This is a genomic window from Salmonella sp. 32010601201800023SM, assembly GCF_017572235.1.
Taxonomy (GTDB): Bacteria; Pseudomonadota; Gammaproteobacteria; order Enterobacterales; family Enterobacteriaceae; genus Salmonella; species Salmonella enterica.
This window is the reverse complement of sequence record NZ_JAGEQS010000005.1, coordinates 339,202-352,728: the sequence shown is the minus strand read 5'-3', so window position 1 is coordinate 352,728 and position 13,527 is coordinate 339,202. Positions and strand designations below refer to the sequence as shown.

The window sequence follows — 13,527 nt, the reverse complement described above, 5'->3', positions numbered from 1 at the left end:
AGGGAGGGTAATACCTCCCTTTCTTATGCCTCTTTTGTCGTCCCCTGGACGCGAGCCACAGGAACCGGCAGCCAGGCGCGAATCGACAATCCGCCACGCTCGCTGGTGCCAATCTCCAGCATCCCGTTATGGTTATCAATAATGCGCTGCACAATCGCCAGCCCCAGCCCTGTGCCGCTGGTGCTACGGGCGCTGTCGCCGCGCACAAAAGGCTGGAACAGATGTTTACGCTGCTCCGGCTTAATGCCCGGCCCGTCATCTTCTACCTGGAACCAGGCGCGATGCGACTCGGTGCCGCTGCTGACCTTAATCCAGCCGTTGCCATAGCGGGCAGCATTGACCACCATATTCGCCACCGCGCGCTTAATCGAGAGCGGGTGCATTTTCACCTGGATGCTGCCTGCCTGAAGCGCAGTGTTAATCTCACGCTCATAGCCGCTTTCCGCCGCAATCACCTCGCCCAGCACGGAATTGAGATCCGCCATCTCCATTGGCATTTCCTGACCGGTACGCAGATAGTCAATAAACTGTTCGATAATGGCGTTACACTCTTCGATGTCTTTATTGATCGACTCCGCGAGATAACCGTCTTCCTCGCCCATCATCTCCGTCGCCAGACGAATACGGGTCAGCGGCGTGCGCAAGTCGTGGCTGACGCCCGCCATCAATAGCGTACGGTCATCGGCCAATTGCTTCACGCCAGCTGCCATATGGTTAAACGCCCGGGTCACAGAGCGCACCTCAGAGGCGCCATATTCACGCAGCGGCGGCGGAATAATTCCCTTCCCTACCTGCAAGGCGGCATGTTCAAGATCCACTAACGGTCGGTTCTGTATACGAATAAACAGCCACGCGCCGCCTATCGCCAGGAGCATGATCGCCAGCGTGTAACGGAAAAGCGGAGAAAAATCGCCCTGATGAATCTCGGTCAGCGGCACGCGCACCCAGATATTGGGCGACAGCCAGGTTTTGAGCCACACGACGGGCGAGCTTTTGTTGACCTCAACGCGCACTTCCGTCGGGCCGCCTAACTGCTGCGCCATCTGGTGGCTTAAGAATTCGTAGTGTTGCGCCCAACGCAGCCCGGCCTCTTCGGCGGCTTCGTTGGTGTAGAGAGAGATCCCCAGCTCGCGATAGATTTCCCGACGAAACGCAGGCGGCACGACTAACTGCGTGCCGTCCTCCAGTTGCAGCTTATCGGTCATCAGCATACGGACTTCGTAAGCCAGAACCTTATTAAACTGCTGGAGGCTCGGCAAAATCGCGAAGTTCAGCACCACCAGGTAGGTCGTCACCAGGCTGACGAACAGCAAGGTGACGATGAGCAACAGCGTGCGGGCAAATGAACTTCGCGGCGAGAAGCGCATTCGCCTCATGCTTTAGAACCGTCCGGTACGAAGACGTAGCCCAGGCCCCAGACGGTCTGAATATAACGCGGATGCGCCGGATCTTCTTCCACCATACGGCGCAGGCGGGAGATCTGGACGTCGATGGAGCGTTCCATCGCGGAATACTCGCGGCCACGGGCCAGATTCATCAGCTTGTCACGAGAGAGCGGCTCGCGCGGATGGCTGACTAACGCTTTCAGTACCGCAAACTCCCCGCTGGTCAGCGGCATCGGTTCATCTTCACGGAACATCTCGCGCGTACCGAGGTTCAGTTTAAACTTACCGAACGCGATAACGGCCTCTTCCTGCGACGGCGCGCCGGGCAGTTCGTTTGCCTGACGACGTAGCACGGCGCGAATACGCGCCAACAGCTCGCGCGGGTTAAACGGTTTAGGAATGTAGTCATCGGCGCCGATTTCCAGCCCGACGATACGGTCAACTTCTTCACCCTTCGCCGTGACCATAATGATCGGCATTGGATTACTTTGACTACGCAGGCGACGACAAATCGACAGACCATCTTCACCTGGCAGCATTAAATCCAGTACCATGAGATGGAAAGATTCACGGGTCAGCAGACGATCCATCTGCTCAGCGTTAGCGACGCTTCGAACCTGGAAGCCCTGCTCGGTCAGATAACGTTCCAGTAGCGCCCGCAGACGCATATCGTCATCAACCACCAGAATCTTATAATTCTCTTGCATTGTCTGTACTCCCAAAGGTTCGCAACAAATGTAAGTGTGTATTCTTAAAAAAGCTCACGTGAGTCACCAGCAAATTCTGGTATGAATTTCAGGCTAAATTGTTACAAAGCATATTTAACAGCAGCTTAAATATACAATTAATCGGCAACCCCATTATTTATTCTGTCGGGACGATCACGTTATACCCCGTGTGCGCAATATCGACAGCAAAGGTAAATCAACGAGATGAAAACGCCCCTGATCACCCGCGAAGGGTACGAAACACTCAAACAAGAGCTCAATTATCTCTGGCGTGAAGAGCGCCCGGAGGTCACCAAAAAAGTGACCTGGGCTGCGAGTCTGGGCGACCGCAGCGAGAATGCCGACTATCAGTATAATAAAAAGCGCCTGCGTGAGATCGACAGACGCGTCAGATATCTGACCAAATGCATGGAAAATCTCAAAATCGTGGATTATTCCCCGCAGCAGGAGGGCAAAGTCTTCTTCGGCGCCTGGGTGGAAATCGAAAATGATGACGGCGATACGCTGAAGTTCCGCATTGTCGGCTACGATGAAATTTTCGGACGTAAGGATTACATCTCTATCGACTCGCCGATGGCGCGGGCGCTACTGAAAAAAGAAGTGGGCGATCTGGCGGTGGTCAACACCCCTGTCGGCGAAGCAAACTGGTACGTCAATGCGATCGAATACGTCAAATAAGACAAGAAGAATCCTAAGCCCCCGCTGATGGCTGGCATTTTTGCCAGCCAATCCGTATAACTATCCCCTGATTTTTATCCTGAAGACGAAGCTAACCCATGATGAATGATTCTTTCTGCCGCATTATTGCGGGTGAAATCCAGGCAAATGCCGGGCAGGTTGAAGCTGCCGTTCGCCTGCTTGACGAAGGGAACACCGTGCCGTTTATCGCACGTTATCGTAAAGAAATCACCGGCGGTCTGGATGACACGCAGTTGCGTAACCTGGAAACGCGTCTGGGCTATCTGCGTGAGCTGGAAGACAGGCGTCAGGCCATCCTCAAGTCCATTTCCGAACAAGGCAAACTGACCGATGAGCTGGCTGGCGCCATCAACGCTACGTTAAGTAAGACCGAGCTCGAAGACCTCTACCTGCCCTATAAACCTAAACGCCGCACCCGTGGACAAATCGCCATTGAAGCCGGCCTTGAGCCGCTGGCCGATCTGCTCTGGAACGAGCCGTCCCACGATCCTGACGTGGAAGCGGCAAAGTACATTGATGGCGACAAAGGCGTGGCGGACACGAAAGCCGCGCTCGACGGCGCACGCTACATTCTGATGGAGCGCTTTGCCGAAGACGCCGCATTGCTGGCGAAAGTGCGTGATTACCTGTGGAAGAACGCCCATCTGGTCGCCACCGTCGTGAGCGGCAAAGAGGAAGAAGGGGCAAAATTCCGCGACTATTTCGACCATCATGAGCCCATTGCTAACGTCCCGTCTCACCGTGCGCTGGCCATGTTCCGTGGTCGTAACGAAGGCATTCTGCAACTTTCGCTCAATGCCGACCCACAGTTTGATGAGCCGCCAAAAGAAAGCTACTGCGAGCAAATCATCATGGACCATCTCGGCCTGCGGCTAAATAACGCCCCGGCGGATAGCTGGCGCAAAGGCGTAGTGAGCTGGACGTGGCGTATCAAAGTCTTAATGCACCTCGAAACCGAACTGATGGGTACCGTGCGCGAACGTGCGGAAGACGAAGCGATTAACGTGTTTGCGCGTAACCTGCACGACCTGCTGATGGCAGCCCCCGCAGGCCTGCGCGCCACGATGGGCCTTGATCCTGGCCTGCGTACCGGCGTAAAAGTCGCTGTCGTTGACGGCACCGGCAAGCTGGTGGCGACGGATACCATTTATCCGCATACCGGTCAGGCGGCCAAAGCGGCTACAGTGATCGCCGCGCTGTGCGAAAAATACCACGTCGAACTGGTCGCGATTGGCAACGGTACGGCCTCGCGTGAAACCGAACGCTTCTATCTCGACGTACAAAAACAGTTCCCAAACGTGACGGCGCAGAAAGTGATCGTCAGCGAAGCGGGGGCGTCCGTGTATTCCGCTTCTGAGCTGGCGGCGCAGGAGTTTCCGGATCTCGACGTCTCCCTGCGCGGCGCGGTCTCTATCGCGCGTCGTCTACAGGATCCGCTGGCGGAACTGGTGAAAATCGATCCGAAATCGATCGGCGTCGGCCAATATCAACACGATGTCAGCCAGACCCAGTTGGCCCGTAAACTGGATGCGGTGGTCGAAGACTGCGTAAACGCCGTCGGCGTCGATTTGAATACCGCCTCCGTGCCGCTGCTGACCCGCGTCGCGGGCTTAACGCGCATGATGGCGCAAAACATCGTCGCCTGGCGCGATGAGAACGGTCAGTTCCAGAACCGCCAGCAACTGTTGAAGGTGAGCCGTCTGGGGCCGAAAGCGTTTGAGCAGTGCGCGGGCTTCCTGCGTATTAACCACGGCGATAACCCGCTGGATGCCTCCACCGTCCACCCGGAAGCCTATCCGGTTGTCGAACGCATTCTGGCGGCGACGCAGCAAGCGCTAAAAGATCTGATGGGCAACAGCAACGAATTGCGTCACCTCAAGGCCGCTGATTTTACCGACGATAAATTCGGCGTGCCGACCGTGAGCGATATCATCAAAGAGCTGGAAAAACCGGGCCGCGACCCGCGTCCTGAATTTAAAACCGCGCAATTCGCCGATGGCGTCGAAACCATGAACGACCTGCTGCCGGGGATGATTCTGGAAGGGGCGGTCACTAACGTCACTAACTTCGGCGCGTTTGTCGATATCGGCGTTCATCAGGATGGCCTGGTCCACATCTCTTCCCTGTCGACTAAGTTCGTCGACGATCCACACACCGTGGTAAAAGCGGGCGACATCGTGAAGGTGAAAGTGCTGGAAGTGGATCTGCAACGTAAGCGTATTGCGCTGACGATGCGTCTGGACGAACAGCCCGGCGAAACCGCCGCTCGCCGCGGCGGCGGCGCCGATCGCGCTCAGGGCAACCGCCCGGCATCAAAAGCGGCGAAACCGCGCGGTCGTGACGCCCAGCCAGCCGGTAACAGCGCCATGATGGACGCGCTGGCAGCCGCAATGGGAAAAAAACGCTAATCGGGTAATACGCAGGCCGGGTTACTTCTTATCCGGCCTGCGATTTTGCAATACGTCCAACCCTTTCTTTTTTAATTAACAATTAAATCTTACCCATTAGAATCTGTTAATTAATTTTCTTCTGCTATCTGCACTATTAATTATCACTTTATTAACAGATGAAACCTTAATTAAACATTAAAAACGGTGGATATTTGCACATTAGGGGTATTTGCAAAAAGACAAATAAATGTTGAGCCATATCAACATCGGCGCAAATTATCGCTTATTTGTACATTCCGTCACATTTTAATCGTTGAAGATAGAAACCATTCTCATTATCATTGTGTTGTTGATTATTTACTCTTTCCTTCGTTGGCTAAACATCGGGTCTCCTGCCGCCCCCCTGAGCGCCGCATGAGGTATACATCCAGTTAGTAAGAAACAAGTAGGTCGTATGCAATTCACTCCTGACACTGCGTGGAAAATCACCGGCTTTGCGCGTGAAATCAGCCCGGCGTATCGTCAAAAACTGCTTTCGCTCGGCATGTTGCCCGGCTCTTCATTTAATGTTGTCCGCGTCGCGCCCTTAGGCGATCCGATCCATATCGAAACACGACGCGTGAGTCTGGTTTTACGTAAAAAGGATTTGGCGTTAATAGAAGTGGAAGCGGTTTCCTGTTAATACAGTGAGTCTATAAAAATGAAAAAATTAACCATTGGTTTAATTGGTAATCCTAATTCCGGCAAGACCACCTTATTTAACCAACTCACCGGCGCGCGTCAGCGCGTGGGGAACTGGGCGGGCGTCACCGTCGAGCGTAAAGAGGGCCAGTTCGCGACAACTGACCACCAGGTCACGCTGGTAGATTTACCCGGCACCTATTCTCTGACGACCATCTCGTCACAAACCTCTCTCGACGAACAGATCGCCTGCCACTACATCCTGAGCGGCGACGCCGACCTGTTGATAAACGTTGTGGACGCCTCCAATCTGGAGCGCAACCTCTATTTGACGCTGCAACTGCTGGAGCTGGGTATTCCCTGTATTGTCGCGCTCAACATGCTGGATATCGCCGAAAAACAGCAGGTTCGTATTGATGTCGACGCTCTGTCCACGCGTCTGGGTTGCCCTGTCGTACCGCTGGTATCGACTCGCGGTCGCGGTATCGAGGCGCTGAAACTGGCCATTGACCGTCACAACGCTAACGACAACGTCGAACTGGTGCATTATGCCCAGCCGCTGCTGCGCGAAGCAGGTTTCCTGGCCGACGCGATGGCCCAGGAGATGCCTTTACAACAGCGCCGCTGGCTGGGTCTGCAAATGCTGGAGGGCGATATCTACAGCCGGGCTTACGCAGGCGAGGCGGCGCAAAACCTGGACACCTCCCTGGCCCGTCTGAAGGACGAAATGGACGACCCGGCGCTGCATATCGCCGACGCCCGTTACCAGTGTATCGCCGCTATTTGCGACGTGGTCAGCAATACCCTGACAGCCGAACCCAGCCGCTTCACCAGGGCGGTCGATAAAATTATCCTGAACCGCTTCCTCGGCTTACCGATTTTTTTGTTCGTGATGTACCTGATGTTCCTGCTCGCCATTAACATCGGCGGCGCGTTGCAACCCCTGTTTGATGCCGGTTCCGTCGCCATCTTTATTCATGGCATTCAATGGATTGGCTACACGCTGCACTTCCCGGATTGGTTAACCATCTTCCTGGCGCAAGGTCTTGGCGGCGGGATCAATACCGTCCTGCCGCTGGTGCCGCAAATCGGGATGATGTACCTGTTCCTCTCCTTCCTTGAAGACTCCGGTTATATGGCGCGCGCGGCCTTCGTCATGGATCGCCTGATGCAGGCGCTGGGACTACCGGGTAAATCCTTCGTGCCGCTGATTGTCGGCTTCGGCTGTAACGTACCTTCCGTGATGGGCGCCCGCACGCTTGACGCTCCGCGCGAACGCCTGATGACCATCATGATGGCGCCGTTTATGTCCTGTGGCGCGCGCCTGGCGATTTTCGCCGTCTTTGCCGCCGCCTTCTTCGGGCAAAACGGCGCGCTGGCGGTCTTCTCGCTGTACGTGCTGGGTATTGTCATGGCGGTATTAACCGGCCTGATGCTGAAGCATACCATTATGCGCGGCGAAGCTTCTCCGTTTGTGATGGAGCTGCCGGTTTACCACGTCCCGCATATCAAGAGCCTGATCATCCAGACCTGGCAACGCCTGAAAGGTTTTGTACTACGCGCCGGTAAAGTCATTATCATCGTGAGTATTTTCCTGAGCGCGTTTAACAGTTTCTCGCTGAGCGGCAAAATCGTCGATAACATTAATGACTCCGCCCTCGCCTCTGTAAGCCGGGTCATCACGCCAGTCTTTAAACCGATCGGCGTCCATGAGGATAACTGGCAAGCGACCGTGGGTCTGTTTACGGGCGCCATGGCGAAAGAAGTTGTCGTCGGTACGCTGAACACGCTCTACACCGCCGAAAATATTCAGGACGAAGCGTTTAATCCTGCCGACTTTCACCTCGGCGATGAACTGCTGGGCGCGGTTGACGATACCTGGCAAAGCCTGAAAGACACCTTTAGCCTGAGCGTACTGGCTAACCCGATCGAAGCGAGTAAAGGTGACGGCGAAATGGCGACCGGCGCGATGGGCGTGATGGATCAAAAATTCGGCAGCGCCGCGGCGGCGTACAGTTACCTGATTTTCGTCCTGCTTTACGTACCGTGTATCTCGGTAATGGGCGCTATCGCCCGCGAGTCCAGCCGCGGCTGGATGGGCTTCTCCATCCTGTGGGGGCTGAATATCGCCTATTCGCTCGCCACGCTGTTCTACCAGGTTACCAGCTTCAGTCAACACCCGACATACAGCCTGATCTGTATTCTGGCAGTGATCGTCTTTAACGTTGTGGTGTTAAGCCTGTTACGCCGCGCCCGCAGCCGTGTAGACATTGAACTGCTGGCAACCCGCAAAAACGTCAGTTCCTGTTGTTCGGGCACTGCGGGCAATTGTCACTAAGGGATGTAAAAAATGGCTTCATTGATACAGGTTCGCGATCTACTGGCGCTGCGGGGGCGTATGGAAGCAACGCAAATCAGCCATACGCTGCACGCTCCGCAGCCCATGATCGATGCCATGCTGAATCAACTGGAGATCATGGGTAAAGCGGTACGTATCCCGGAAGAACCGGACGGCTGCCTTTCAGGCAGCTGTAAAAGTTGTCCGGAAGGTAAAGCCTGCCTGCGCGAATGGTGGGCCTTGCGTTAGCCTTCGCCGGGTAGCGACGTAACGCGTCTTATCCGGCCTTTATCCCGCGTTATATTGCCCGGTACGCGTCACGCTGCCGGGCAATTTTGCGTCATGCCTTCCACAAAGATGAAAGCGTTACCGCCGTGCGCATTTATCTCCCCACGCGCCTCGCAAGCGCACTAATCCTCTACTGCAATCAGCCCGGTCTGCGCGTAGTGTCACGCCATTGAACTTCACCGATGACGGATCGATATGGCGACCTCAACAACATCCACGCCGCATGACGCGGTATTCAAACAGTTTTTATGCCACCCCGATACTGCACGGGATTTTTTGGAAATCCATCTCCCGAAGACATTACGTCAAATCTGTAATCTGAATACGTTACGGCTGGAGTCCGGTAGCTTTATTGAAGAGGATTTACGCCCCCATTATTCCGATATTCTGTGGTCGCTGGAAACAAGTGAAGGTGAAGGTTACATTTACGTGGTTATTGAACATCAGAGTACGCCGGACGCGCATATGGCATTTCGGCTGATGCGTTACGCAATGGCTGCAATGCAACGGCACCTGGAGGCCGGGCATAAGACGTTGCCGTTAGTGGTGCCAATGCTGTTTTATCACGGAAACCGCAGCCCGTATCCGTTCTCATTATGCTGGCTGGATGAATTTGCCGACCCGGTGATGGCGCGTAAGCTATACGCCACCGCCTTTCCTCTGGTCGATATTACGGTCGTGCCGGACGACGAGATTATGCGACACCGACGGGTCGCGCTGCTGGAACTCATACAAAAACACATCCGCCAGCGTGATCTGATGGGGCTTGTCGAACAGCTGGTCGCCCTGCTGGTTAAGGGATACGCTAATGACACCCAGCTTCAAAGTTTGTTTAATTACATGATGCACACTGGCGACGCCGCGCGCTTCAATACGTTTATCCGCCAGGTGGCTATGCGTATCCCACAGCATAAGGAGAAGATCATGACTATCGCAGACAGATTACGTCAGGAAGGACATCGTAACGGGTTACAGCAAGGCAAACAGGAAGGCCAACGGCTCGCCGCATTGCGCATTGCCCGCTCCATGCTAAACGATGGTTTCGATCGCGATACCGTGCTTAGGGTTACCGGGCTGGCGCCTGCCGATCTGGCGTCTGAAAGCCATTAATCTGGCAGAATGGTCCGGGCCCGGCAACGCCCTGGTTACAGCGATGATTTTAGCGTCATCAGCGCCTGACAAAACGCCGCCGGATGCGAGATAAACGGCGCATGGGCCGCCTTCGCCATTATCTGTGATGTACTGTGCGGCCATAACGTATCGAGCAAAGGCGCGATTTTACGCGGCACCAGACCGTCCAGATAACCATACAAACGCAAAAACGGCATGTTCACATTTTTAAGCGCTTCTCGTAGATCGACCGTTTTTAAGATTTCCAGTCCGCCATTGAGCACCTCTACATCCGGCATAGGCTGCGCCAGCACCACGCTTTTTAAGGTGCGGGCATCCTGACGCGCCGTCTCCGTCCCTAACGTTTGCAGCGCCAGAAAACGCTCCACCGTGCGCTGAAAATCGTCGCTAAGCTGCTGCTGGAATCCGCCGAGGATTTCTGGTTTTATTCCCGGCCACCCCTCACGCGCGCTAAAGCATGGCGAAGAGGCGACAGTCACCAGCGCCTGGACGCGTTCAGGGTGGGTGAGCGCCATCTGACTCGCCACCAGGCCACCCAGGCTCCAGCCAAGCCAGATAGCCTGGTCCGGCGCGTTTTTCGCTACCTGCGCCGTCATCTCTTCAAGCGTCATGGCGCCAAACCCCGAGCTGCGACCATAGCCCGGCAAGTCGACCAGATGCAGCGTAAAATGCGAGCCGAGTTCCTCGCGAATGCAATGCCATACCTCCGCGTTCAATCCCCATCCGTGCAGCAGCACAAGATGACAATTTCCCTCGCCGTAGGTCTGCCACCAGATGTCATTCATCAGTTACTGTTCTCTTTTGTCTAACAAGGATGCACCTATGCTAACAGTACCGGGATTATGCTGGCTATGCCGAATGCCGCTGGCGTTAAGCCACTGGGGGATTTGTTCCGTATGCGCGCGCGCCGTCCGCCAGCGCGTCAGCGTGTGTCCGCAATGTGGATTACCCGCCAGGCATCTTTCGCTCCCCTGCGGTCGCTGCCTGCAAAAACCGCCGCCCTGGCAGCGTCTGGTGAGCGTCAGTGACTATACGCCGCCCTTGAGTTTACTGGTGCATCAGCTTAAATTTACCCGCCGCAGCGAAATTGCCGCCGCTCTGGCGCGTCTACTGTTGCAGGAAGTCCTCATGGCGCGCCGCAGCACTGGCTTGCAGCTTCCCGACAGAATCGTCAGCGTTCCGCTCTGGTCGCGCCGACACTGGCGGCGGGGATTTAACCAAAGCGATCTGTTATGCCAACCGTTAGCGCACTGGCTGGGCTGCGCGTGGGACAGCCAGACCATCACGCGGGTACGGGCGACCGCAACACAACGTCATCTCAGCGCCAGGTTACGGAAACGCAATTTGAAAAACGCGTTTCGCCTTGAATTGCCGGTACAGGGTCTCCATATGGTTATTGTGGATGATGTCGTCACTACCGGAAGTACCGTCGCGGAAATCGCGCAACTGCTTTTGCGCAACGGCGCAGCGACTGTCCAGGTATGGTGCCTGTGTCGAACCTTGTAGAGCCTCGATGATGGGCGTATTATAACCAACTAAAATAGTCAACTATTAGGCCATTACTATGATCCGTATTTCCGATGCTGCACAAGCGCACTTTGCCAAACTGCTGGCAAATCAGGAAGAAGGGACGCAAATCCGCGTATTTGTCATTAATCCCGGCACTCCTAACGCAGAGTGCGGCGTTTCTTATTGTCCGCCCGACGCCGTAGAAGCCACCGATACTGCACTGAAATTTGACCTGTTGACCGCTTATGTCGACGAGCTGAGCGCGCCCTATCTGGAAGACGCGGAAATTGATTTCGTGACCGACCAGCTAGGTTCTCAACTTACATTGAAAGCGCCAAACGCGAAGATGCGCAAAGTGGCCGATGACGCGCCGCTGATGGAGCGCGTGGAATATGCTCTGCAATCGCAGATTAACCCGCAGTTGGCGGGCCACGGCGGTCGCGTCTCGCTGATGGAAATTACCGATGAAGGCTATGCAATTCTGCAGTTTGGCGGCGGTTGTAACGGTTGCTCGATGGTTGACGTCACGCTGAAAGAAGGGATCGAGAAACAGTTGCTGAATGAATTCCCGGAACTGAAAGGGGTTCGCGATCTGACCGAACACCAGCGCGGCGAGCACTCATACTACTAAGATTTTCCCCGCATCCATGCCCGATGGCGCTTGCGCCTGTCGGGCCTTGTCTGCCCCACCGTAGGCCGAATAAGGCGTCTACGCCGCCATCCGGCGCTATCAACCACATCTCATAACAATGGCCCTTCTTCTTTCGCCGATAACATGACCTGTGTCTCATAATTTAAATTTTGCCTGCCAGGGTCATTTTCAACACCCATATGTTACCCGTATCATTCTTATGGGCACCTAACATCCATATAACATCTGACTACGCTCATTCGTTTCAACGGTAATCATTATTGGTGCTATTGCGACTCTGTTCCCGTCGGGAACAACAGGAATTTGTCGTCGAAACAATGACGTTACCCATAACAAAGTAAAGGCCAGGTAAATCATGCCATTAGTCATCGTTGCTATCGGTGTTATCTTGTTACTTCTTCTGATGATCCGCTTCAAAATGAACGGATTTATCGCCCTTGTCCTGGTAGCGCTCGCTGTCGGGTTGATGCAGGGAATGCCTCTGGATAAAGTCATCGGCTCCATCAAAGCCGGTGTCGGTGGTACGCTTGGCAGTCTGGCCCTGATTATGGGGTTCGGCGCCATGCTGGGCAAAATGCTTGCCGACTGCGGCGGCGCTCAACGTATCGCCACTACCCTGATCGCGAAATTTGGTAAAAAGCATATTCAGTGGGCCGTAGTGTTAACCGGCTTTACCGTCGGCTTCGCTCTGTTCTATGAAGTGGGCTTCGTTCTGATGCTGCCGCTGGTATTCACCATTGCCGCAGCGGCGAATATCCCGTTACTGTACGTCGGCGTGCCGATGGCCGCGGCGCTCTCCGTCACACACGGTTTCTTGCCGCCGCACCCGGGTCCAACCGCGATCGCCACGATTTTCCATGCCGATATGGGTAAGACGCTGCTGTTTGGTACGATTCTGGCGATCCCGACCGTGATCCTTGCCGGACCGGTTTACGCCCGTTTTCTGAAAGGCATCGATAAGCCGATCCCGGAAGGCCTGTACAGCGCGAAAACCTTTACGGAAGAAGAGATGCCGGGCTTTGGCGTCAGCGTCTGGACGTCGCTGGTTCCGGTTATTCTGATGGCGATGCGTGCGGTTGCCGAGATGATTCTGCCAAAAGGCCACGCTTTCCTGCCCGTTGCCGAGTTCCTGGGCGACCCGGTAATGGCTACGTTAATTGCCGTACTGATTGCGATGTTCACCTTTGGCCTGAACCGCGGGCGTTCAATGGATCAGATTAACGATACGCTGGTCTCTTCCATCAAAATTATCGCCATGATGCTGCTGATCATCGGCGGCGGCGGCGCGTTCAAGCAGGTGCTGGTCGATAGCGGCGTGGATAAATACATCGCTTCAATGATGCATGAAACCAATGTCTCTCCGCTGTTAATGGCGTGGTCTATCGCGGCGGTGCTGCGTATCGCGCTGGGCTCCGCGACTGTCGCGGCGATTACCGCAGGCGGCATTGCGGCGCCGCTGATCGCCACTACCGGCGTTAGCCCTGAACTGATGGTTATCGCAGTCGGTTCCGGGAGCGTGATTTTCTCTCACGTCAACGACCCGGGCTTCTGGCTGTTCAAAGAGTATTTCAATTTGACTATCGGCGAGACCATTAAATCCTGGTCGATGCTGGAAACGATCATCTCCGTCTGCGGCCTGATCGGCTGTCTGCTGTTGGGTATGGTGGTTTAAGCGAGGCGGCTTGTAGGCCGGATAAGGCAGCAATGTGCGCCAGGATTGCCTGAT

General features: G+C 55.1%; 12 protein-coding genes. 9 read left to right on the top strand and 3 right to left on the bottom strand.

Annotated features, from left to right (window positions below; translation table 11 throughout):
* Window positions 1–23: 23 nt before the first annotated feature.
* Together envZ and ompR are read right to left on the bottom strand one after the other, a co-directional pair.
* Entirely contained in the window at window positions 24–1,376 is a 1,353-nt protein-coding gene (envZ, locus tag J4617_RS16885) for a two-component system sensor histidine kinase EnvZ (protein ID WP_001253818.1), read from the bottom strand.
* Window positions 1,373–2,092: a two-component system response regulator OmpR gene (ompR, locus tag J4617_RS16880; RefSeq protein ID WP_001157751.1), complete on the bottom strand. Its 720-nt coding sequence runs from the start codon at window positions 2,090–2,092 to the stop codon at window positions 1,373–1,375. The genes envZ and ompR overlap by 4 nt, the downstream gene beginning before the upstream one ends.
* A gap of 225 nt (window positions 2,093–2,317) precedes the next feature.
* On the opposite strand from ompR, the gene greB reads away from it, so the two are divergent.
* The 6 genes from greB (at window position 2,318) to J4617_RS16850 (ending at window position 9,619) form a co-directional block, all read left to right on the top strand.
* Window positions 2,318–2,791: a transcription elongation factor GreB gene (gene greB, locus J4617_RS16875; RefSeq protein WP_000856695.1), complete on the top strand. Its 474-nt coding sequence runs from the start codon at window positions 2,318–2,320 to the stop codon at window positions 2,789–2,791.
* Between the two features lie 98 nt (window positions 2,792–2,889).
* Window positions 2,890–5,220 (top strand): Tex family protein, encoded by a 2,331-nt coding sequence (locus J4617_RS16870; protein WP_000980662.1) that lies wholly within the window; start codon window positions 2,890–2,892, stop codon window positions 5,218–5,220.
* A gap of 436 nt (window positions 5,221–5,656) precedes the next feature.
* On the top strand, window positions 5,657–5,884 hold the full coding sequence (gene feoA / locus J4617_RS16865; protein WP_001160955.1) for a ferrous iron transporter A: 228 nt from the start codon (window positions 5,657–5,659) through the stop codon (window positions 5,882–5,884).
* Window positions 5,885–5,902: 18 nt separating this feature from the next.
* On the top strand, window positions 5,903–8,221 hold the full coding sequence (gene feoB / locus J4617_RS16860) for a Fe(2+) transporter permease subunit FeoB (RefSeq protein ID WP_000736983.1): 2,319 nt from the start codon (window positions 5,903–5,905) through the stop codon (window positions 8,219–8,221).
* Window positions 8,222–8,233: 12 nt separating this feature from the next.
* Window positions 8,234–8,470 (top strand): [Fe-S]-dependent transcriptional repressor FeoC, encoded by a 237-nt coding sequence (feoC, locus tag J4617_RS16855; protein WP_000157589.1) that lies wholly within the window; start codon window positions 8,234–8,236, stop codon window positions 8,468–8,470.
* Window positions 8,471–8,704: 234 nt separating this feature from the next.
* The gene (locus J4617_RS16850; RefSeq protein ID WP_017465344.1) at window positions 8,705–9,619 is read left to right on the top strand and encodes an Rpn family recombination-promoting nuclease/putative transposase; all 915 of its coding nucleotides are present in this window, start codon (window positions 8,705–8,707) and stop codon (window positions 9,617–9,619) included.
* Window positions 9,620–9,654: 35 nt separating this feature from the next.
* Here the strand turns inward: J4617_RS16850 and bioH are convergent, their stop codons facing one another.
* On the bottom strand, window positions 9,655–10,425 hold the full coding sequence (gene bioH / locus J4617_RS16845; protein WP_000998145.1) for a pimeloyl-ACP methyl ester esterase BioH: 771 nt from the start codon (window positions 10,423–10,425) through the stop codon (window positions 9,655–9,657).
* 37 nt (window positions 10,426–10,462) lie between these two features.
* Here bioH and gntX point away from each other — a divergent pair, with 37 nt between their 5' ends.
* From gntX to gntT, 3 genes are all read left to right on the top strand, one after another.
* Window positions 10,463–11,146, top strand: coding sequence for a DNA utilization protein GntX (gene gntX, locus J4617_RS16840; protein ID WP_017465343.1), 684 nt, complete (start codon window positions 10,463–10,465; stop codon window positions 11,144–11,146).
* 58 nt (window positions 11,147–11,204) lie between these two features.
* Window positions 11,205–11,780 carry a Fe-S biogenesis protein NfuA gene (gene nfuA / locus J4617_RS16835; protein ID WP_000619387.1) on the top strand — a complete coding sequence of 192 codons (576 nt, stop codon included), beginning with the start codon at window positions 11,205–11,207 and terminating at the stop codon, window positions 11,778–11,780.
* Window positions 11,781–12,156: 376 nt separating this feature from the next.
* Window positions 12,157–13,473 (top strand): gluconate transporter, encoded by a 1,317-nt coding sequence (gene gntT / locus J4617_RS16830; protein WP_001131741.1) that lies wholly within the window; start codon window positions 12,157–12,159, stop codon window positions 13,471–13,473.
* Window positions 13,474–13,527 lie beyond the last annotated feature (54 nt).